Genomic DNA, 19,986 nt, shown 5'->3' with positions numbered 1-19,986 from the left:
TGGGGCTGGCGTGGGGGGCTGCTGCCTGGGCGCTGGCAGTGCCAATGGCTGGGTTCTCGGGAGTGATCTGCAGGGGTTTGGTCTGCACCAGGTCGATACCGAGACCTGCTGCGTTCTCCGGGGTGACCTGCAGAGGCTTGGTCTGTGCCTGCACCATCAGGGCCAGTGTGGTGCTGGGGGTGTGGTCGGTGGGGGCGAAGAGGGAGGTGCTGGCCAAGGCCGTGTCAGCGTAGGGGTCGGGCTGGCCATAGCCGCCTGGGCCGCTGTCGGTGAAGGCGCCAGCGTTGTCCTGGGGTTGGTCTGTGTAGCTGTTGAATGCGCTGCCAGGGGCGGGCTGGCTGGCCAGGTCGCCAGGGGCGGGAGCGTAGGTGGAGGCTGAGGGGGCGACTTGCATGGCGCGCGACTGTGCCTACAGGCATCAGCGCGCGAAACTGGGAAGGCTCCTAGCTAGGAGTGTTCCTAGCTAGGAATGACCCCTACATGGGACGGGCCAGTGTGGGCGGCGGTGAATGCAAGGAATCGTGCTGTAGGGGCTGTGGAGAATGCGCAAGCAGCTACTAAATCAGGAGCATTCTACGCGCGGGGAATGCAGGAGGTGGGCTGCGCGGGTTACAGATTTTTACCAGGGTGAGGGCCGCAGAGGAATGACCGAGGCCACCACGCACTGTCGGCCGACATAAAAACAGCGAAGCGCATAGCATCGACAGCTTCACCGTTTGTCACTCTTTCACGAATTCAAGGACCGATCCATGAAGCTCTACTACTCACCCGGCGCCTGCTCCCTGTCTCCCCACATCGCCCTGCAAGAGGCCGGCCTGGCCTACACCCCCGTGCTGGCCAGCACCAAGAGCCACAAGCTGCAGGATGGTACCGACTACTACACCATCAATGCGCTGGGTTACGTGCCCGTGCTGGAGCTGGACAACGGCGAGCGCCTGCGCGAAGGGCCGGCCATCGTGCAATACATCGCCGACCAAGTGCCCGACAAGCAACTGGCCCCCGCCAACGGCACCCTGGCGCGCTACCGCCTGCAGGAGTGGCTGACCTTCATCGGCACCGAGTTGCACAAAGGCTTCAGCCCCCTGTTCAACCCCGCCACCCCCGAGGACTACAAACCCATGGTGCGCGAGCGGCTGCTGCAACGCCTGCAGTGGGTAGATGGCCAGCTGGCGGGCAAGCAGTACCTGATGGGCGACCAGTTCACCGTGGCCGACGGCTACTTGTTCACCGTGACCAACTGGACCCAACCCACCAAGCTCGACATCTCCGGCTTGGCGAATCTGGCGGCCTACCGCGAGCGTGTGGGTGCACGGCCTGCGGTGCAGGCGGCCATGAAGGCAGAAGGCCTGCTGAAATAGGGACACCCCCCTGAGGCGCTGCGCGCCTTCCCCCCGCTCTCGCTACGCAGGCAGGGGGACAACACCCTCGCTGCGGGGCGGCCCTTGCTCGGCGTTCCTGGCCTAGGCCCCGCCAGTATCGATTGGGAGCACGTAGCTCGACGCGCGGCCAAAACCCCAGTTGCGCTACAGCGGCTTCTGCCGCCACGCCACCAGCGCCCCCACCCACAACGCGCAGGCCGAGAACACCAGCCCGCGCGCCAGGCCTCCAGGGCCATCGGCAATCCAGCCCACCACCGTGGGCCCCACGATCTGCCCCGCCGCAAACACGATGGTGAACGCGCTGATGCCGCTGGCCCACAGCGCCTGCGGCAGGTTGTGCCGCACCAGCGCCGTGGTCGATGCCACCACCGACAGAAACACCCCGCCAAACAGCAGCCCCGAGGCCAGCACCACCGGCCAAGCCCCGGTGATGGCGGGCAGGATGGTGGCCACGCCCAGCAGCGCATTCAGGCGCGCCAGGGCCTCACCGCCCCGGCTGCGGTCCAGCAGCCCGGCCCAGATGCGCGACGACAACACCACGGCCAGCCCCAGCAGGGCGTAGAACAGCGTCACCTCGACCGCACCCCGGCCCTGCTCTCGCAGCAACGCCACCACAAAGGTCATGTAGCCGATGTAGCCCACGCCAAAGAGGCCATAACCCAGCAGCGCAGGAGCCAGCGCCCGCCAGCGCACGCGGTCGGGCACTGCAGCCTCCGGTGTGGTCCCGAATGCGGCGGCCACGGGTGCAGCCAACCCGTTCAACGCCCGCGCAGGCCACAGCAGCACCGCCGTGGCCGCCATGCAGGCCAGCGCCAGCGCCCACCAGGCCCAGGTCCAGCCATGCGGCGCGGGGGCCACTGCCAGCACCGCAGGCACCAGCAAGGCCGACAGGCTGATGCCCCAGCCCGTGCCGCCGTAGTACAGGCCCAGCAGCAAACCGCTGCGCCCCGGCACCTGGGCGCCCAGGCGTGCCGCCAGCAGGCCCCCCGCAATGAACACCAGCGCACTGGCACCACCGGCCAGCAGGCGCTGCACCAGCAGGGGCGCTGCCTGCGTGAAAAATCCGCTCAGGCCCATGAACACCGTGGCCATCACCGCACCTGCCACCAGCACCGTCCCCGGGGCCACGCGCCGCAACAGCAGCGGCGTGGCAAGAGCCCCCAGCAGATAGCCCAGCGCGTTCACCGTGTTCATGCCGCCCGCCAGCGTGTACGACCAGCCCAGGTCTTCCCGCATGGGCGGCAACAACAAGGCATAGGCAAACCGCGTGATGCCCAGCGAGATAGCGGCGCCCATCGACAAGGCAACGGCCAGCCACAGGCTGCGCAACGGGGAGACGAACAACGGTGCGGAAGGCGGTGGCAAGGGCATGGCGGTCCATTCTCGTGCAACAGCCCCCGCGCCGCTGGCACGACAGTCAGCGGACCGGGCTAACACAAAACCTGTGCCCTTGTTGACGCAAGTGTGCTGCACGTTTTGCGCTGCAGCATTAAGCTGAAAGGCTGCTTTTCTTGCACACAGCCCCTCAGGACACCCTCACCATGACCTCTTTGTTTGAACCCACCCGCGCGGGCGACCTTCAGCTGGCCAACCGCATTGCCATGGCGCCCCTGACGCGCAACCGCTCGCCCGAGGCCATCCCCACCGACCTGGTTGCCACCTACTACGCGCAGCGCGCCAGTGCCGGCCTCATCATTTCCGAGGCCACGGCCATCAGCCCACAAGCCCAGGGCTATGCCGATGTGCCCGGTCTGTACGGCACTGAGCAGCTGGATGGCTGGAAGAAGGTGACCCGCGCCGTGCATGACGCCAGCGGCAAGATCGTGGTGCAGCTGTGGCACGTGGGCCGTGTCTCGCACACCGACCTGCAACCCGGCAACGCCGCCCCCGTCGCGCCCTCGGCCGTGCAGGCCAACACCAAGACCGTGCTCATCAAGGACGGCGTGCCCACCTTCACGCCGACCTCCATGCCTCGCGCGCTCGATGCCGAAGAGATCCCCGGCATCGTGCAGGACTACCGCCACGCCGCACGCAACGCCATTGCGTCGGGCTTTGACGGTGTGGAGATCCACGCGGCCAACGGCTACCTGATCGACCAGTTCCTCAAGACCGGTGCCAACCAGCGCACCGACGACTACGGCGGCAGCATCGCCAACCGCGCCCGTCTGCTGCTGGAAGTGACCCGCGCCATCGTCGAAGAAATCGGCGGCGGCCGCACCGGCATCCGCCTGTCGCCCGTCACCCCCGCCAACGACATCGTGGACGCCGACCCACAGCCCTTGTTCGACCACGTGGTGCGCCAGCTCGCGCCCCTGAACCTGGCCTACATCCACATCATCGAAGGCGCCACCGGCGGCCCGCGCGAGGTGGAAGGCCGCCCCTTCGACTACGCCGCCCTCAAGGCCGCCTACCGCGCAGCCGGTGGCAAGGGCGCCTGGATGGTCAACAACGCCTACACCCGCGAGCTGGCCGATGCCGCACTGGCCCACGGTGCCGACATTGTTGCCTTTGGCCGCCCCTTCATCGCCAACCCCGACCTGGTGGCGCGCCTGGAGAGCAACGCCCCGCTGAACGAAATCAACCGCGCGACGCTGTACGGAGGCGGTGCTGAGGGGTACACCGACTATCCAGCCTTGACAGCGGGCTGAACAGCCCTGTCCACCAAGCGGCAGTCTCGCCACACAACGGTGGATACCGGCGCGCCCCAAGCCAGGGCCGCCGCGCAAGGGCCGCCCCGCCACGCTGGCGGCGTCCCCCTTGAGGGGGAAGGCGCCGCAGGCGACTCAGGGGGGGCTTCCAAGCCCTATCGGGCTGGGCGCCCGCATCACGATCCGGGTGAACAACCGGTCATACGCCGCATCGCGCGGCTTGCCCGGGGCCAGCGGGTTGGTGTTGCTGGCAAAGGCCGCATCAATGGCCACCCAATCACCGGGCTGCAGGCACTCCTGCGCCGCCGGCAGGACCACGGTTTCCTCGGTGCGCATGTGCTCCAGGTAAAAGCTCACATAGCGCTGCAGCGCGTCGGCAAAGGCCTCGCGGCGGCCATCACCCATCAGCTCCCAGCCCAGCAGCAGGTGCTGCAGCTCCCGCACCGCTGCCTCGCCACCTTCGTGGTCGCGCTCCAGCTGCGCAATGGCCTCAGCGGCCTGGGGCGCGCGCTCGGCCACTTTGGGGAAAAGCCACTGCGACTCTTTGGGGTGGTGCTGCCTTTCGGGAAACTCGTCGATGTAGAACAGCATGGCCCGCATCACGTCAAAGAACGCGGCAGGCGCATCGCCCGGGCCCTGGTCCAGCATCAGGCGCAAGGAATGGAGCACCGCCGCAAGCGACGCATGCTCTTCGCGAATGGTCCGCAGGCTGATCGACGGCATGGTGCACTCCCCAGGTTAGACGAACTCTAAGAACCTGTTCAAGATCTTTCGGGGATCGCATTGGAGTGCAATCGGGATGAGTGGATGCTTCGGATGCGCCGCATGGGCTCGTGCCCAAGCAAGCAGTCGAGGCTCCTAATCGCCCGATTTCACTCCAACCCTTCGGGCAAATGCCTTGCCGGGCGGTCTGCGGCGTTGCGGCGCTTGTGGATAGGCGGGCTATCCACTGCGCCCCGCGCCTTGCATCCCATCCCGGTAAGGACCTTGTGCGACCCCGAAAAGATCTTGAACAGGTTCTAAGGGTGCCATGCAGCACACAGCACGCCCATGACCCAGGTCAATAAACGGACTGCGGCCTGATCTACCCCTCTCCGCGGCAGCATGGAGAGCAGCCAAATAAAAAAGCCCTGCACGCCAAGCCTGCAGGGCCTTGATGCACTGGCTGCGCATGCGCAGCACGGGCAACAGATCAGCGCGCCAGCCGAGCCTGCGTGGGGCCTGATGAAACCTGCGTCGGTGCCTCGGCATATGGCGCGGCCACGCTGTTGCTGCCACCGCCGCTGCGGTGAGCCTGGCCATGCCCCATAGAGTCGGCCAGATGGAACTGCTGCACCACCTGCGACAGCCGCGCGGCCTGCTCGCGAAGTGATTCGGCGGCAGCAGCGGACTCTTCCACCAACGCCGCGTTCTGCTGCGTCATGCGGTCGATCTCGCCCACCGAGCCATTCACCTGGCCGATGCCGGCCGACTGCTCGGACGCCGCTGCCGTGATCTCGCCAATGATGTCGCCCACGCGCTGCACACTGCTCACGATGTCCTTCATGGCCGTGCCCGCTTCTTCCACGTGGCGCACGCCACCGTCCACGGCCGTCACGCTGTTCTGGATCAACCCCTTGATGTCGCTGGCTGCTGCGGCAGAGCGCTGCGCCAGGCTGCGCACTTCGCTGGCCACCACCGCAAAGCCCCGGCCCTGTTCCCCCGCGCGGGCGGCCTCAACGGCAGCGTTCAGCGCGAGGATGTTGGTCTGGAACGCAATCGAGTCGATCAGGCCGATGATGTCGCCGATCTTGCGGCTGGAGGTGGAGATCTCGTGCATGCTGGCCACGGCCTGCTGCACCACGCCACCGCCGTGCGTGGCCATCTGCGAGGCCGAGGCCGCCAACTGGTTCGCCATCTGCGACGACGACGCCGTCTGCTGCACCGTGGCGGTCAGCTGCGACAGCGAAGACACGGCCTCCTGGGCGTTGCTGGCCGTCTGCTCGGTGCGCTGCGACAGGTCCTGGTTGCCCGTGGCAATCTCCTGGCTGGCCGTGGCGATGTTGCCGCTGGCATCACGCACCTGCGCCACCAGCGCGCCCAGGCCCTGCTGCATGTCGCGCAGCGCGCGCTGCAGGTCGGCCACTTCGTCCTTGCCCTCGGCCGCGATGTTCTGCGACAGGTCACCCCCCGCAATCGCCTGCGCCATCCTGCGCGCATCTTCCAACGGGCGGCAGATGGAGTTCATGTTCATCAGCGTGGTAGGCACCACCACCACCACGGTGATCAGCACGGCCAGCACAAACAGCCACTTGGTCTGCTCAGACACCTCGCCCTGCTGCTCCACCGACTTGGCCACCTCGGCGCGCAGCACGGAATCAAGCTCCGCCATCAGCTTGTCGGCCTCGGCAAACTCGGCCACGGCCTTGCCGCTCATGCGGTTGGCAATCGTGGCCGTGTCGTAGCCGCTGGCCTCCAGCTGGCGCGCCACGTGCGCGAACAGCTCGCGGTAGCTGTCCAGGCGCTTGACGATGTTGCGCACCACAGGGTTGTCAGAGTCTTCCTCGCCTTCCAGGAACTTGTTCGCAATCTTCTTGGCCTTGTCCTGGCTTTCCAGCCATTTGGCGTGCGCCGCTTTCACCGCCTCGGGCTTTTCGTAGCCAATGATCATGTCCTTCTCGAACTGGCGAATGGCCCCCATCTCGCCCCGCAGCTCGGCCATGTAGCCCACCTCGGCAAACGAGTGGTCCATGAAGTCCTGGCTCATGTTGTGGATGCGGAACATGCCCAGCATGCCGGCGCCCCCCAGCAGCCCCAGCAGCCCCAGCACCACGCCAATGGCCCCCAGCATGCGCAAACGTATGGTGAACTGCCGCATGAGCGAGAAGAGATTCATGATCTGTCGTCCTTCATATATTGGTATGCCTGTGCGCCTGTCGCACCTCCCCCGAGGCCACGGATTCGCAACAAATCGTTGCAGTTTGCCAGACATCGATGACCGTGTTGTACGTATTTATCACATGCGCCACCGCTTGAGTAAGAGGGCATTCGCCATCACGCTCACCGAACTCAGCGCCATCGCAGCCCCCGCCACCACCGGGCTCAGAAAGCCCAGGGCCGCCAGCGGGATGCCCGCCACGTTGTATGCAAACGCCCAGAACAGGTTCTGCCGGATCTTCATCACCGTGCGGTGCGAAATATCCAGCGCCGCTGCCACCAGCATCGGGTCGCCCCGCATCAGCGTGATGCCCGCCGCGTGCATGGCCACGTCGGTCCCATTGCCCATGGCCATGCCCACATCCGCAGCCGCGAGGGCCGGGGCATCGTTAACGCCGTCGCCCACCATCGCCACTTGATGGCGCTTGCCATCAGGCCCTTGTTGCAATGCCACCACCTTCGCGGCCTTGTCACCCGGCAGCACCTCGGCCATCACCTCGCCCGCGTCGGGGTCCAGCCCCAGGCGCCGGGCCATGGCCTCGGCCGCGCCGCGGTTGTCACCCGAAATCATCACGGTGCGGATGCCACGCGCCTTCAGTGCCGCCAGCGCCTCACGTGCACCGGGCTTGGGTTCGTCACCAAAAGCCATCAGGGCACGAAGCGCCAACCCTTCCGTCACGCGCTGGGCCACAGCCGATACGGTGGCCCCCTCGTTCTGCAGCTCCTGTGCCCGCGCCGCCAGCGCACCCAGGTCCACCCCCAGCTCCTGCATCCAGCGCAGGCTGCCCACCAGGTAGCTCTGGCCGTCCACCTCGCCCTCGGTGCCGCGCCCAGGCACGGCGCGCACGTCCTGCGCGGTGGCCACGCTGATCTGCCTCTCGCCCGCAGCCGCCACCACGGCACGCGCCAGCGGGTGTTCGCTGCCGCTTTGCACCGCAGCCACCGCCGCCATCACGGCCGCATCGTCGAGGCCTGGCACTACCTCAAACGCTGTCAGCCGAGGCTGGCCCACGGTCAGCGTGCCGGTCTTGTCAAAAGCCACCACATCCACCTTGTGGGCCAGCTCCAAGGCTTGCACGTCCTTGATCAAAATGCCGTTCTTGGCTGCCACGCCCGTGCCCGCCATGATGGCCGCCGGTGTGGCCAGCCCCAGCGCACAAGGGCAGGCAATCACCATCACGGCCACGGCGTGGATCAGCGCGGCCTCCATGCCCACGCCCATCCACAGCCAGCCCAGCAGGGTGACCACCGCCACCACCAGCACCACGGGCACAAACACGGCCGACACCTGGTCCACCAGCCGCTGGATGGGCGCCTTGGCCGCCTGCGCGTCTTCCACCAGCCGGATGATCTGGGCCAGCACCGTCTCGGCGCCCACGGCCGTCACCGCCATCACGATGCGGCCATCACCATTGATCGAACCGCCCGTGAGCGCCGCGCCCACATCGCGCGCCACCGGCAAGGGCTCGCCCGTCAGCATGGATTCGTCCACCTGCGTGTGGCCCTCGTGCACCGTGCCATCCACGGGGATGCGCTCTCCCGGCCGCACCACCAGCTGGTCACCCACCAGCACCTCGGACACCGGCACATCCACCTCGCCCTGCTTGGTCAGCAAATGCACCACATCGGGCCGCAGCGCATGCAGCGCGCGGATGGCGGCCGTGGTCTGCCGCTTGGCGCGCGCCTCCAGCCACTTGCCCAGCAGCACCAGCGTGACCACCACGGCCGAGGCCTCAAAGTACAGATGCGGCACATGCCCCGGGTGGTCCGTGGGGGCCGTGAGCCACAGCCACATCGACAGGCCCCAGCCCGCACTGGTGCCCAGCGCCACCAGCAAATCCATGTTGCCGCTCAGCGCCTTGGCCGCATGCCAGCCCGCCTTGTAAAACCGCGCCCCCAGGATGAACTGCACCGGCGTGGCCAGCACAAACTGCACCCAGGCCGGCAGCATCCAGTGCTGGCCGAACAGGTCACCGATCATGGGCAGCACCAGCGGCGCCGACAGCAGCAGGCCAATGCCCACGGGTAAAGAGCCGGCCCAGGGTGACAAGTCCTCCGGAGCATCCTCCTGCCCCGCCGCACGCGGATCGTAGCCCGCATTGCGCACCGCGCGGCGCAGCACGGCCTCCATGGCAGCGGCGTCGGCGCCCACCTGCGTGACAAAGGCAATGCGCGCAGACTCGGTCGCCAGGTTGACCGAGGCCTCCTGCACGCCCGGCACCTTGCGCAGTGCACGCTCCACACGGCCCACGCAGCTTGCGCAGGTCATGCCAGAAATGCCCAGGTCCAGCGAGTGCACAGACCCGGGCGCGGTGTTGGGGGGGGTGGTGATGGTGTTCATGGCCGGGATGCTGATCCTTGACGTGATGGCAAGGTCAAGCATTGATATTGATCAACCCTCACATCATGAGTGTCTTGAGCGGTGTTTGACTCTGCCACGATGTCAAGCTTCAACATTCACTTCGGTCGCTTCAACGGCCCTTTTGAAAACCAACCCGAGGACACCCCATGACAACCACCACTACTTTCCAAGTTCAAGGCATGACCTGCGGCCACTGCGAACGCGCCGTCACCCAGGCCGTGCAGCAGATCGACCCCGACGCCCAGGTCCGCATCGACCGCGCCAGCGGCAAGGTGGACGTGGACAGCACCGCCCCGCGCGAAGCCCTGGCCGCCGCCATTGCCGAAGAAGGCTACACCGTCGCGGCCTGAGCGCCGCGCCACCACGCACCCAGCGAGGGCCACACCATGACCACGCCCCATTCTCCCGATGCCGCGCCCACCACGCGCGCCAAGGCCACAGCACCCCGCCCCATCGCCTGGCCCGTGCCCATCGGCGTCGCTGCCAAGCGCGCAGGCATCTCGGCGCGCATGGTGCGGCACTACGAATCGCTGGGCCTCATCAACGGCGTGGCGCGCACCGACAGCGGCTACCGCCAGTACACCGAGGCCGACGTGCACGCCCTGCACTTCATCCGCCGCAGCCGCGACCTCGGATTTTCGATGGAAGAAATCGCCGAGCTGCTGGGCCTGTGGCACGACCGCAGCCGCGCCAGCAGCCAGGTCAAGCGCATCGCCCAGCAACACATCGACGACCTGAGCGAACGCATCGCCCAGATGCAGGCCATGCAGCGTAGCCTGCAAACGCTGGTGTCGTGCTGCAAGGGCAACGACCGGCCGGACTGTCCAATATTGGATGACCTGGCGGCAGGGCAGGCGGAACACAACCCCCCCAGGGCACAGCGCAAAACGCTACCAAATCAATAGCATTTAGCGCTTATCCATAAAGCGCTAGAGGCCAGTTTTGCTTAAAATCCGACCCACCGAGGCACATCAGCCCCCGCTGGGCCGAACAGCGGTATTGGCTTTGCTGCTCGCCGCCCTGCGTTTGGGGGCGGGCACGGCGGCGGTGTTCAGCGCAGTGCTGTCAGCTGGCCGCCGCAACACCCCGTCACACAGCGTCGCAATGCACTGCTGTGCCACCTGCTCGGCCGTGTACTCGCCGCCGGGCTGGTACCAGCGGCCGATCCAGCTGAGCGCACCTGCAATCACAAAGGCCGTGATCTTGGGGTCGCAGGGCTGGATCGAGCCCTCGGCCACGCCCTCAGCCACTAGGCGGCGGAACTCCTGGTCGATGGCGGACTTGAGGCGGCGCAGCTCCTTGCGGCTTTCGGGGGGCACCTGCTCGTCGCCCACGCGGATCAGGCACATGCCGAAGTCCATGGTGACGATGCGCGCATACACCTGCATGCAGGTCATGAGCTGGTCGATGGCCTTGCCGCCTGCGGCGCGGGATGCGTCGATGCCTTCGAGCATCATCGCCAGCCCCTTGCCCACGCACTGCAACAGGATCTCGTCCTTGTTCTTCACGTAGTAGTACAGCGTGGGCTTGGTCACGTTCAGGCGCGCAGCGATGTCGTCGAGCGAGGTGGCGTGAAAGCCGCGCTCGTTGAACAGCTGGGCCGCCGCCTGCAGCACGGCGTTGCGCTTGGCCTCACGCTGTCGTTCGCGGTGCGACACAGGGGCCCAGGGCGAAGCGGCGTCGGGCGCGTCTTCGGGCCCGGGGGCCGGGGCTGAGGATGAGGATGAGGGCTTGGGGGCCGCGCGCTGGGTGCTGCTGCCGCTGCTCGTGCTGCTTTTGCTGCTGCGTCGGGTCGATGCCGCTTTGGCCTGGGGCATGGGGGGCGATTCCTCGGGAAAGTACGGATGCTGAACGGGGTGGCGGCTTCCAGAATCTACTCACGAGTAAACAGTTTACGCACAAGTAGGTAATTTCTGCAGGGTCTGCAAGAAATTTCTGTTCAGAAGCTGCGAACAACCCGTATTAGAAAGCCAATGGAGACAACCCCTTCCGGCCCCGCTGCTGCCACGCCCCTGTTGCAGGTGCAGGGCGTGACCCTGGCGTTCGGTGGCGTGAAGGCGCTGACCGGCGTGGGGTTTGACGTGCAGCCCGGCTCCATCACCGCCGTCATCGGCCCCAACGGTGCGGGCAAGACCTCGCTGTTCAACACCATCTCGGGCTTCTACCGGCCCAGCCAGGGGTCCATCCGCTTTCAGGGGCAGGACATCACCCGCGTGCCCGCACCGCAGCGCGCCAAGCTGGGCCTGGGCCGCAGCTTTCAGAACATCGCGCTGTTTCGCGGCATGACGGTGCTCGACAACATCAAGCTGGGCCGACACGCGCACCTCAAAACCAACGTGCTCGACGCGCTGCTGTACTTCGGCCGCGCGCGCCGCGAAGAGGCCGAACTGCGCCGCGACATCGAGGAGCGCATCATCGACTTTCTCGAAATCGACCACATCCGCCACGCACCCGTCTCGGCCTTGCCCTACGGCCTGCAAAAGCGCGTGGAGATGGCCCGGGCCCTCGCCATGCAGCCGCAGATCTTGATGCTGGACGAGCCCGTGGCCGGCATGAACCGCGAAGAGACCGAAGACATGGCGCGCTTCATCCTCGATGTGCGCGAAGAGTGGGGTGTGACGGTGCTGATGGTGGAGCACGACATGGGCATGGTGATGGACCTGTCGGACCACGTGGTGGTGCTCAACTTCGGCCAGGTCATCGCGCAGGGCACGCCCGCGCAGGTTCAGGCGGACCCCGAGGTCATCCGCGCCTACCTGGGCGCGGGCGACGTGGGCGACCTGCGTGCCAAGCTGCAGGGAGTGACCACCGCATGACCGGCAACTTCGACTGGGCCTACCTGTTTGAGATCAGCCTCACCGGCATCGCCGGTGGCGGGCTCTATGCGCTGGCCGCACTGGCTTTCGTCATGGTCTACAAGGCCACGCGCGTGGTCAACATCGCCATTGGCGAGCTGCTGATGGTAGGGGCCTACCTGTTCTTCACCTTCGCATCCATGTTTGCGCTGCCGCTGTGGCTGGCCATCCCCGCCGCGGTGCTGGGCACGGGCCTGCTGGGCGCGGTGATCGAGCGCACCATGATCCGCCCGCTGCTGGGCGAGCCGCCGATCTCCGTCTTCATGGTCACCGTGGGCCTGGCCTCGGTGCTCGTGGGCCTGGTGGAAATGATCTGGACGGCCGACCAGCGCCGCCTACCCGACTTCATGCCCACGCAGCCCATCATGGTGGGGGATGCCTTCCTCGCACCCAAGGTGTTCTGGGGCGCCGTGATTGCCATCGTTTTCATTGCAGCGGTGCTGGTGGTGTTCCGCTTCTGGCGCGGCGGCGTGGCCCTGCGCGCCACGGCCAGCGACCAGGCGGCCGCGTATTCGGTGGGCATCAACGTGCCGCGCGTGTTCTCGCTGGCCTGGGTGGCGTCGGCCATGCTCGCGGCCATCTCCGGGATCATCGTTGGTTCGATTGGCGGCATCTCTTCCAGCATGGGCGTGTTCGGACTGTCGGTGCTGGTGGTAGTCATCGTGGGCGGGCTCGACAGCGTGCTGGGCGCGCTCGTCGGCGGCATCCTCATCGGCCTGATCGAGGCACTGGCCGGGGCCTACCTGGGCGGCGAATACAAGCTGCTGGCCACCTTCATCGTGCTGGTCGCCGTGTTACTGGTGCGGCCCTATGGCCTGTTCGGCACCCACGAAATCGAAAGACTATGAAACACCCCCTGCGCCGCTTCGCGTCTTCCCCCTCAAGGGGGACACCGCCGGTGGCCCGGCAAAGCCGGTTCCACGGCGGTCACTCGCATGGCCTGCTCCGCGGCCTTTCGCACAAAGGCTTGGCAAATGTCAGGCCGACGATGCCAAAACACATCTGCGCCTTGGAGGCTTGATCCATGCGCATCGGAACCCTCAAGGAAACCTACATCACCGACGCTGCGCTGTTCGACTCGCGCACGCAAAAAGTGTGGCTGGCCGTGGGCGCCACGCTGCTGGTGCTGTTCCCGTTCATGGCCAGCGACTACTGGCTGTACCTGGCCTGCCTGGTCAGCATCAATGTGGCCAGCGCCACGGGCTTGAACATCCTCACGGGCTACACAGGCCTCGTGAGCCTGGGGCAAGCGGCGTTCATGGGCCTGGGCGCCTACACCGTGGCCGTGCTGGAAACCAAGGTGGGCACGCCGTTCATCCTGAACCTGCTGGCCGGTGGGTTTGTGGCGATGCTGGGTGGCATCGTGGTGGGCATCCCATCGCTGCGCGTCAAAGGGCTGTACCTGGCGATTGCCACCATTGCCGCATCGTTCATCGCGCACTTCATCTTTGCCAACTGGAAGTTCACCGGCGGCACTGGCGGCCTGAGCGTGCCACCCGCCAAGCTGTTTGGCATGGCGCTCGACACCTCGTTCCGCCTGTACTGGCTCATCGTGCCCGTCACCCTCCTCATGCTGCTGGGCGCGGCCAACCTGTTTCGCACGCGCGTGGGCCGTGCCTTCATCGCCATTCGCGACCGCGACATCTCGGCCGAGGTGCTGGGTATACCGCTGCTGCGCTACAAGCTGCTGTCGTTTGGGCTGTCGTCGTTCTATGCGGGGGTAGCGGGCGGGCTGTGGGCGTACTTCTTTCGCGTGGTCACGCCCGAGAGCTTTCCGCTGCTCATGTCCATCTTCTTCCTCGCGGCCATCATCGTCGGCGGCATGGGATCCATCCTGGGCGGCATCCTGGGCGCGGTGTTCATGACCATGGTGCCCGAGCTGCTCAAGCTCGTGGTGGGCCTGCTGCCCGGCGGCAGCGAACTCACCGTGTTCCTCTCGCCCGTGCGCACGGTCATCTTTGGCCTGCTCATCATCGGTTTTCTCGTCTTCGAGCCCCATGGCCTGGCCGAAGTGTGGCGGCGCGTCCGTCGTTTCTTCCATCTCTGGCCTTTCCGCAACTAAACCTATAGGAGACAACCATGGACACACAACGCACTTCCTTCCAGCGCCGTCAACTCTTGCTCGGAGCCGCTGGCGCCGCCGCCCTCACCAGCCCACTGTCGGTGCTGGCCCAGGGCGCCGAAGAGATCGTGATCGGCGGCTCCATCCCGCTCACCGGCGTGTTCGCGTTTGCGGGCGTGGGCATCAACGCGGGCATGGGCGACTACGTGAAGATGCTCAACGACGCGGGTGGCATCAAGGGCCGCAAGGTCAAGTACGTGCCCGAGGACACCGGCTACAAGGTCGATGTGTCGGTGGCTGCGTTCAAGAAGATCACCAGCCAGAACAAGGTCAACCTGTACTACGGCGACTCCACGGGCTTCTCCAAAACCATCAACCCCGAGCTGGACCGCAACGGCAACATCCTGATGGCGGGCGCGTCGTTTGCCACCGAACTCAACGACCCCAAGAAGTACCCCAACCAGTTCCTTGTGGGCCCCGACTACACCGAAATGTTCGGCATCCTGCTCAAGCACATCGCCAAGGAAAAGCCCGGTGCCAAGGTGGCCTTCGTGTACTCCGATTCGGAATTCGGCCGCGACCCCATCGAGTCCAGCGAAGCCATGGCCAAGCAGCTGGGCCTGTCGGTGCCCATCAAGATCATGACGCCCGCCGGCAGCGTGGACGTGTCCACCGAGGTCATCAAGCTGCGCCGCGCGGCGCCCGACTACACCATCTTTCACGGCTACATCCTCGCGCCCATCCCTGAGTTCATCACCCAGGGCAAGCAGCAGGGCATGACCAGCAAGTGGATGGGCACCTTCTGGACCATGGACAGCTCCACCGTGATGAAGATGGGCGACGCCGCCGACGGCTTCATGGGCGTGATGCCCTACCGCTACTACTACGACACCGAGAAGGCGCCGATGCTGGAGAAGATCCGCGCGCTGCGGCCCGAGTACCAGAGCACGGCCTACATCCAGGGTTTTCTGGCCGCGATGCTGTTCACCGAGGCAGCAAAGCGCACGCTGGACGCAGGCAATCCCCTCACCGGCCCCAACCTCAAGGTCGCGCTCAACAGCATCAAGGACTTCGACACCGGCGGGCTGATCGGCGTTCCGATCACCATCAGCGGCAACTCCATCCCCGTGGGACGCGTGTACCGCGCCGACATGAAGGCGCAAAAAATGGTGGCCGCGTCTGACTGGATCAAGCTCTGACCTCGCCTTTGCCATGACCCAGCCAACCCCGGCCAACGTCCTCGAAGTCAACAACATCGAGGTCATCTACAACAAGGTGGTGCAGGCCCTGCGTGGCCTGTCGCTGGCCGTGCCACGTGGGCAGATCGTGGCGCTGCTGGGCAGCAACGGGGCGGGCAAAAGCACCACGCTCAAGGCGGTGTCGGGGCTGCTGGCGCTCGAAGATGGCACGGTGGAGAGCGGCAGCATCCACTTCAATGGCCAGCCCACAGCGGCGCTGGCCCCGCAGCAACTGGTGCGCAACGGCCTGAGCCATGTGATGGAAGGCCGCCGCGTGTTTGAAGACCTCACGGTCGAAGAGAATCTGGTGGCGGCGACCTATGCGCTCACGGGGCGGAAAGACGCAACACCGGATTTCGACCTGGTCTACAGCTACTTCCCGCGCCTGCACGAGCGGCGCAAGGGCCTGGCCGGGTACCTGTCGGGCGGCGAGCAGCAGATGCTGGCCATTGGCCGCGCGCTCATCGCACAGCCCCAGCTTATCCTGCTCGACGAGCCCTCGCTGGGGCTCTCCCCCAAGCTGGTCGAAGACATCTTCACCATCATTGCGCGCATCAATGCCGAGCGCGGTACCAGCATGCTGCTGGTGGAGCAAAACGCCACCGTGGCCCTGGCCGTGGCGCACCGGGGCTACATCATGGAGAACGGCAAGATCGTGATCGACGGCACGGCCGAACGCCTGGCCAATGACCCGGACGTGCGCGAGTTCTACCTTGGCATGGGCGGTGGTGGCGAGGCCAAGAGCTTCAAGGACATCAAACACTACAAGCGCCGCAAAAGGTGGCTGTCATGACGCTCCCCGACCTCACCCTGCCCCAGATGCTGCGCGAGCGCGCGCGCACCGACGCGCAGCGCATCGCCATCCGGCAAAAGGACTTCGGTATCTGGAAGCCCTTCACCTGGGCGCAGTACCACCAGCGTGCCAGCCACTTCGGCCTGGGGCTGCGCGCTCTGGGCCTGCCTGCGGGCGGGCATGTGGGCGTGATTTCCGAGAACCGCATCGAATGGGTGCTGGCCCAGATGGGCGCGGGCCTGGTGGGCGCCGTGACCGTGGGTGTGTACCCCACCAGCCCCACCAACGAAGTGGCCTATGTGGTCGGCCATGCCGACATCGAGATCATGGTCTGCGAAGACCAGGAGCAGACCGACAAGCTGCTGGCCGCACTGCCCGAGCTGCCGCGCCTGAAAAAAATCGTGGTCATGGAGACCAAGGGCCTGCGCAGCTTTGCGCCCGAGGTGCGGCAGTTCATCACCACCTTCGACGAGGTCGAGCAGCTGGGCGCGGCGTCCAATCAACAACCCCTCATCGACGATGCCCTGGCACGCCAGCGGCTGGATGACGTGGGCCTGATGATCTACACCTCAGGCTCCACCGGCAAGCCCAAGGGCGCGATGATTTCGTACCGCAACATCCGGGGCGTGGTGCCCGGCATCGTGGACCGGCTGGAGCTGTCGCGCGAGACCACGCACCTGTCGTACCTACCGCTGTGCCACGTGGCCGAGCAGATGCTCACCAGCTTTGTGCCGGTGTACATCGGCTCGCAGGTGAACTTTGGCGAGTCCATCCGCACCGTGCAGGAAGACCTGCGCGAGGTCGCTCCCACCATGTTCCTGGGTGTGCCCCGCATCTGGGAGAAGCTGCACGCTGCCATCCACATCAAGCTGCAGGAAACGGGTGGCCTGCGCCGCGCGCTGTTCCACAAGGCCTACAACGCCTGCAAGCCGCTGGCCGAGAAGCCGCGCAGTGCCTGGAGCGCAACCGACAAGCTCACCTTTGCCGTGAGCTACTGGCTGGTGTTCCGAGCGCTGCAGAACTTCATCGGCCTGCGCAATGCCCATGTGGCGCTCACCGGCGCTGCGCCCATTCCGCCCGATGTGGTGCGCTTCTTCCGCGGGCTGGGCGTGCCACTCATCGAGGTGTATGGCCTAACCGAATCCACCGGCATGGTCACGGGCCACCGGTTGGACCATGTGGTGGTGGGCACCGTGGGCGTGCCTACGCTGGGCGTGGAACACCGCATTGCCGACAACGGCGAGCTGCATTTGCGGGGCGACATGGTGTTTGCGGGCTACTACAAGAACCCCGAGGCCACGGCCGGCAGCATCGTGGACGGCTGGCTGCACTCCGGCGACGTGGTGCGCGAGGAGCAAGGCCAGATCAAGATCGTGGACCGCCTCAAGGACATCATGATCACGGCGGGCGGCAAGAACCTCACACCGTCCGAGATCGAGAACACGATGAAGGGCAGTCCCTTCATCAAGGAATGCATCATCGTGGCCGAAGGCCGCAAGTTCGTCGGCGCGCTGGTGATGATCGACTACGAGACCGTGGGTAAATGGGCCGAGGCGCGGCGCATTCCGTTCACGCACTTTCGCTCGCTGGTGGAGCACCCCGAAGTGCGCAGCCTCATCGATGCCGAAATCAACCAGGGCAACCAACGCCTCGCGCAGGTCTCGCAAATCCGCAAGTTCCACCTGCTGACCAAGGAGCTGGACCACGACGACGGCGAGGTGACGGCGACCATGAAGGTGCGCCGCTCCAGCATCTACAAGACCTACGCGGCCGAGATCGAGGCGCTGTACCACTAGCCCCGGGGCTCACCACTTGTCGCGTAGATCACTATCAAAACAGGAGCTATCAGCGCTTATCCATCAAGCGCCAGAGGCCAATTTGACATGAAAACCACCGCCGCCGACCCGACCGCCCCCCTGCTGCTGGAACGAAACGGCGCCATTGCCACGCTGCGCTTTAACCGGCCCGATGCGCTCAACGCCATCGATGTGCCCATGGCCAACGCCTTCCTGGCCGCCGTGCAGACCATTGCCGCCGACCCCAGCGTGCGCGCCGCAGTGCTGTGTGGCAACGGCCGCGGCTTCATGGCCGGGGGCGACCTGACCACCCTGCGCGCCGACCCGGTGCAGGGCGCCATCGACATCCTCACGCCGCTCAACGCAGCACTGCTCCTGCTGGCGCAGATGAACGCGCCCGTCGTTGCGCAAGTGCACGGTGTGGCCGCCGGCGCAGGCCTGAGCCTGCTGCTCATGGCCGACTACGTGATCGCTGCCGAAGGCACACGCCTGAACCTGGCCTACATCAACCTGGGCACCAGCTGCGACGTGGGCGCATCGTGGGCGCTGCCGCGCCTGGTGGGCGTGCGCAAGGCGCTGGAAATCGCGCTGATGGGTGAAGCCTTCACGGCCGACGACGCCCTGCGCATGGGCCTCATCAACCGCATCGTGCCTGCCGTCGAACTGGAGACGGCCACCACCACCCTGGCCCAGCACCTGGCCGCCGGGCCCACCGTGGCCTACGGCGCCATGAAGCGCCTCATGCGCGAATCGATGGACCGCCCCCTGTCCGAGCAACTGGCTGCAGAAAAAGACGCCTTTGTGCACTGCGCGGGCACCGAGGACTTCCGCGCGGGGGTGGAGGCCTTTCACCAACGCCAAAGCGCGCAATTTGTGGGCCGCTGACGGCCCTCGCCACGGCGGCGCCCCCTTCTTTCATGGCCTCTGCCGTAACACGTCACCGCGCGCCGCCATCAACACCATGGCTGGAACACTGAGTTGTCAGTCGGCCCATTGATCCAACCGTTCTCGGACCACTACAGTAAAGCTTGCCCCACGATCTCCTGCAGTCCCAGCACATGACGCCCCCTGCCTTTGTGCACCTTCCCGAACTTCAAGGACGGCTCATCCCCGCCCACGCCTGCGGACTGCGGTTGACCGACGAGGTCCTGGCGGAATGGGACGCGCAGGCGCGCAGCCAGGGCCTGCCCATCGATTGGCGCCTGCCCGACGGCGACGTCGAACGCTCGCGCCGCCAGGTGCTTGCGGGCGTGTCCGAACGCCGGGACGACCTGTGGGTGTTTGCGTATGGATCGCTGATGTGGAACCCCGGCCTGGAGTTTGCCGAAGTCCGCAGGGCGCACCTGCCGGGATTCGCCCGGCGCTTTGCGCTGAGCACCACCATCGGCCGGGGCACACCGGATTGCCCCGGTCTCGTGCTCACGCTGCAGCGCGACGCAACGCAGTCTTGCGACGGGCTGGTGTTCCGCATTCCGGCCTGTGCAGTTGAAGAGGAGTCACGCCTGCTCTGGCGCCGCGAGATGATCACCGGCGCCTACAGCCCCGCCCTGCTGCCGTTGCAGACGCCACAGGGTGCTGTCAACCAGGCGCTGGTGCTGACAGCCAATACAGCCCATCCACACTACCGGGGCGACCTGTCCATGCAGGCCACCGCCGCCACCATAGCCAGCGCCTGTGGCCGCATCGGCAGCAACCGCGAATACCTTGATCAGCTGGTCGCACAATTCGGCGTGCTGGGCATCGTAGACCCCTATGTGCATGCACTGGCGGAGATGGTGCAGACGGCCTGCTGAACGAGGTTTCGAGCAGGCGGTGGCGCACTACCTACCCGTGCCGGTGTAGCGCAGCACAAGATCAAGGTATCCCTGTTGTTCATGGAACAATGGAATGGAAATCCCTCTTGTTGCCAGCGCTTCGACCGCCCAGCGAGGGGCGCA

At 66.0% G+C, this 19,986-nt stretch carries 18 protein-coding genes; 12 read left to right on the top strand and 6 right to left on the bottom strand.

Translation table 11 applies throughout. From position 1 onward, the window contains the following. On the bottom strand, positions 1-394 hold a 394-nt coding region (locus tag KW832_RS18105; RefSeq protein ID WP_218300692.1), incomplete at its 3' end, for a hypothetical protein. Between the two features lie 355 nt (positions 395-749). Between KW832_RS18105 and gstA the strand changes: the two genes are divergently transcribed. Continuing rightward, positions 750-1,358 carry a glutathione transferase GstA gene (gstA, locus tag KW832_RS18100; RefSeq protein WP_121421762.1) on the top strand — a complete coding sequence of 203 codons (609 nt, stop codon included), beginning with the start codon at positions 750-752 and terminating at the stop codon, positions 1,356-1,358. A gap of 165 nt (positions 1,359-1,523) precedes the next feature. Here the strand turns inward: gstA and KW832_RS18095 are convergent, their stop codons facing one another. Continuing rightward, on the bottom strand, positions 1,524-2,750 hold the full coding sequence (locus KW832_RS18095) for a YbfB/YjiJ family MFS transporter (RefSeq protein ID WP_218300693.1): 1,227 nt from the start codon (positions 2,748-2,750) through the stop codon (positions 1,524-1,526). Between the two features lie 170 nt (positions 2,751-2,920). On the opposite strand from KW832_RS18095, the gene KW832_RS18090 reads away from it, so the two are divergent. Beyond that, the gene (locus tag KW832_RS18090; RefSeq protein WP_218300694.1) at positions 2,921-4,027 is read left to right on the top strand and encodes an alkene reductase; all 1,107 of its coding nucleotides are present in this window, start codon (positions 2,921-2,923) and stop codon (positions 4,025-4,027) included. Between the two features lie 135 nt (positions 4,028-4,162). On the opposite strand, the gene KW832_RS18085 is transcribed toward KW832_RS18090, so the two are convergent. The 3 genes from KW832_RS18085 to KW832_RS18075 form a co-directional block, all read right to left on the bottom strand. Then, positions 4,163-4,750 carry a hemerythrin domain-containing protein gene (locus KW832_RS18085; protein ID WP_218300695.1) on the bottom strand — a complete coding sequence of 196 codons (588 nt, stop codon included), beginning with the start codon at positions 4,748-4,750 and terminating at the stop codon, positions 4,163-4,165. 469 nt (positions 4,751-5,219) lie between these two features. Next, the gene (locus KW832_RS18080; protein WP_218300696.1) at positions 5,220-6,902 is read right to left on the bottom strand and encodes a methyl-accepting chemotaxis protein; all 1,683 of its coding nucleotides are present in this window, start codon (positions 6,900-6,902) and stop codon (positions 5,220-5,222) included. 120 nt (positions 6,903-7,022) lie between these two features. Continuing rightward, positions 7,023-9,284, bottom strand: a complete 2,262-nt coding sequence (locus KW832_RS18075; RefSeq protein ID WP_218300697.1) for a cation-translocating P-type ATPase — start codon at positions 9,282-9,284, stop codon at positions 7,023-7,025. Positions 9,285-9,451: 167 nt separating this feature from the next. On the opposite strand from KW832_RS18075, the gene KW832_RS18070 reads away from it, so the two are divergent. Together KW832_RS18070 and cueR are read left to right on the top strand one after the other, a co-directional pair. Beyond that, positions 9,452-9,655 (top strand): heavy-metal-associated domain-containing protein, encoded by a 204-nt coding sequence (locus KW832_RS18070; RefSeq protein WP_029414201.1) that lies wholly within the window; start codon positions 9,452-9,454, stop codon positions 9,653-9,655. 36 nt (positions 9,656-9,691) lie between these two features. Then, positions 9,692-10,210, top strand: coding sequence for a Cu(I)-responsive transcriptional regulator (gene cueR, locus KW832_RS18065; RefSeq protein WP_255577811.1), 519 nt, complete (start codon positions 9,692-9,694; stop codon positions 10,208-10,210). A gap of 66 nt (positions 10,211-10,276) precedes the next feature. Here the strand turns inward: cueR and KW832_RS18060 are convergent, their stop codons facing one another. After that, a complete protein-coding gene (locus KW832_RS18060; RefSeq protein ID WP_218300698.1) occupies positions 10,277-11,122 on the bottom strand; it encodes a TetR/AcrR family transcriptional regulator in 846 nt (281 codons plus the stop codon). A gap of 156 nt (positions 11,123-11,278) precedes the next feature. Between KW832_RS18060 and KW832_RS18055 the strand changes: the two genes are divergently transcribed. The 8 genes from KW832_RS18055 to KW832_RS18020 all read left to right on the top strand — a co-directional run bounded on the left by KW832_RS18055 (position 11,279) and on the right by KW832_RS18020 (position 19,842). Next, on the top strand, positions 11,279-12,121 hold the full coding sequence (locus KW832_RS18055) for an ABC transporter ATP-binding protein (RefSeq protein ID WP_108500294.1): 843 nt from the start codon (positions 11,279-11,281) through the stop codon (positions 12,119-12,121). Then, positions 12,118-13,008 carry a branched-chain amino acid ABC transporter permease gene (locus tag KW832_RS18050; protein ID WP_056056932.1) on the top strand — a complete coding sequence of 297 codons (891 nt, stop codon included), beginning with the start codon at positions 12,118-12,120 and terminating at the stop codon, positions 13,006-13,008. The genes KW832_RS18055 and KW832_RS18050 overlap by 4 nt, the downstream gene beginning before the upstream one ends. Positions 13,009-13,184: 176 nt before the next feature. Then, entirely contained in the window at positions 13,185-14,222 is a 1,038-nt protein-coding gene (locus KW832_RS18045; RefSeq protein ID WP_218300699.1) for a branched-chain amino acid ABC transporter permease, read from the top strand. 17 nt (positions 14,223-14,239) lie between these two features. Then, a complete protein-coding gene (locus KW832_RS18040) occupies positions 14,240-15,421 on the top strand; it encodes an ABC transporter substrate-binding protein (RefSeq protein WP_218300700.1) in 1,182 nt (393 codons plus the stop codon). A gap of 13 nt (positions 15,422-15,434) precedes the next feature. After that, positions 15,435-16,253, top strand: a complete 819-nt coding sequence (locus KW832_RS18035; protein ID WP_057271180.1) for an ABC transporter ATP-binding protein — start codon at positions 15,435-15,437, stop codon at positions 16,251-16,253. Further along, positions 16,250-18,049 carry a long-chain fatty acid--CoA ligase gene (locus KW832_RS18030; protein WP_218300701.1) on the top strand — a complete coding sequence of 600 codons (1,800 nt, stop codon included), beginning with the start codon at positions 16,250-16,252 and terminating at the stop codon, positions 18,047-18,049. The genes KW832_RS18035 and KW832_RS18030 overlap by 4 nt, the downstream gene beginning before the upstream one ends. A gap of 87 nt (positions 18,050-18,136) precedes the next feature. Continuing rightward, the gene (locus tag KW832_RS18025) at positions 18,137-18,934 is read left to right on the top strand and encodes an enoyl-CoA hydratase/isomerase family protein (RefSeq protein ID WP_218300702.1); all 798 of its coding nucleotides are present in this window, start codon (positions 18,137-18,139) and stop codon (positions 18,932-18,934) included. Between the two features lie 173 nt (positions 18,935-19,107). Continuing rightward, positions 19,108-19,842 (top strand): gamma-glutamylcyclotransferase, encoded by a 735-nt coding sequence (locus KW832_RS18020; RefSeq protein WP_218300703.1) that lies wholly within the window; start codon positions 19,108-19,110, stop codon positions 19,840-19,842. The last annotated feature ends 144 nt before the right edge of the window (positions 19,843-19,986 follow it).

The organism is Acidovorax sp. sif0632 (assembly GCF_019218805.1).
Classification (GTDB): Bacteria; Pseudomonadota; Gammaproteobacteria; order Burkholderiales; family Burkholderiaceae_C; genus Acidovorax; species Acidovorax facilis.
Note: the sequence above shows the minus strand (reverse complement) of the source record. Positions and strands in the feature narration are given on the sequence as shown.

What these genes read in the sequence shown, in the direction of transcription:
- cueR (WP_255577811.1), top strand. Translation starts at nt 9,692, where the DNA reads ATGACCACGCCCCATTCTCCCGATGCCGCGCCCACCACGCGCGCCAAG.
- KW832_RS18045 (WP_218300699.1), top strand. Translation starts at nt 13,185, where the DNA reads ATGCGCATCGGAACCCTCAAGGAAACCTACATCACCGACGCTGCGCTG.
- KW832_RS18060 (WP_218300698.1), bottom strand. Translation starts at nt 11,122, where the DNA reads ATGCCCCAGGCCAAAGCGGCATCGACCCGACGCAGCAGCAAAAGCAGC.
- KW832_RS18075 (WP_218300697.1), bottom strand. Translation starts at nt 9,284, where the DNA reads ATGAACACCATCACCACCCCCCCCAACACCGCGCCCGGGTCTGTGCAC.
- KW832_RS18050 (WP_056056932.1), top strand. Translation starts at nt 12,118, where the DNA reads ATGACCGGCAACTTCGACTGGGCCTACCTGTTTGAGATCAGCCTCACC.
- gstA (WP_121421762.1), top strand. Translation starts at nt 750, where the DNA reads ATGAAGCTCTACTACTCACCCGGCGCCTGCTCCCTGTCTCCCCACATC.
- KW832_RS18040 (WP_218300700.1), top strand. Translation starts at nt 14,240, where the DNA reads ATGGACACACAACGCACTTCCTTCCAGCGCCGTCAACTCTTGCTCGGA.
- KW832_RS18070 (WP_029414201.1), top strand. Translation starts at nt 9,452, where the DNA reads ATGACAACCACCACTACTTTCCAAGTTCAAGGCATGACCTGCGGCCAC.
- KW832_RS18055 (WP_108500294.1), top strand. Translation starts at nt 11,279, where the DNA reads ATGGAGACAACCCCTTCCGGCCCCGCTGCTGCCACGCCCCTGTTGCAG.
- KW832_RS18090 (WP_218300694.1), top strand. Translation starts at nt 2,921, where the DNA reads ATGACCTCTTTGTTTGAACCCACCCGCGCGGGCGACCTTCAGCTGGCC.
- KW832_RS18085 (WP_218300695.1), bottom strand. Translation starts at nt 4,750, where the DNA reads ATGCCGTCGATCAGCCTGCGGACCATTCGCGAAGAGCATGCGTCGCTT.
- KW832_RS18080 (WP_218300696.1), bottom strand. Translation starts at nt 6,902, where the DNA reads ATGAATCTCTTCTCGCTCATGCGGCAGTTCACCATACGTTTGCGCATG.
- KW832_RS18020 (WP_218300703.1), top strand. Translation starts at nt 19,108, where the DNA reads ATGACGCCCCCTGCCTTTGTGCACCTTCCCGAACTTCAAGGACGGCTC.
- KW832_RS18030 (WP_218300701.1), top strand. Translation starts at nt 16,250, where the DNA reads ATGACGCTCCCCGACCTCACCCTGCCCCAGATGCTGCGCGAGCGCGCG.
- KW832_RS18095 (WP_218300693.1), bottom strand. Translation starts at nt 2,750, where the DNA reads ATGCCCTTGCCACCGCCTTCCGCACCGTTGTTCGTCTCCCCGTTGCGC.
- KW832_RS18025 (WP_218300702.1), top strand. Translation starts at nt 18,137, where the DNA reads ATGAAAACCACCGCCGCCGACCCGACCGCCCCCCTGCTGCTGGAACGA.
- KW832_RS18035 (WP_057271180.1), top strand. Translation starts at nt 15,435, where the DNA reads ATGACCCAGCCAACCCCGGCCAACGTCCTCGAAGTCAACAACATCGAG.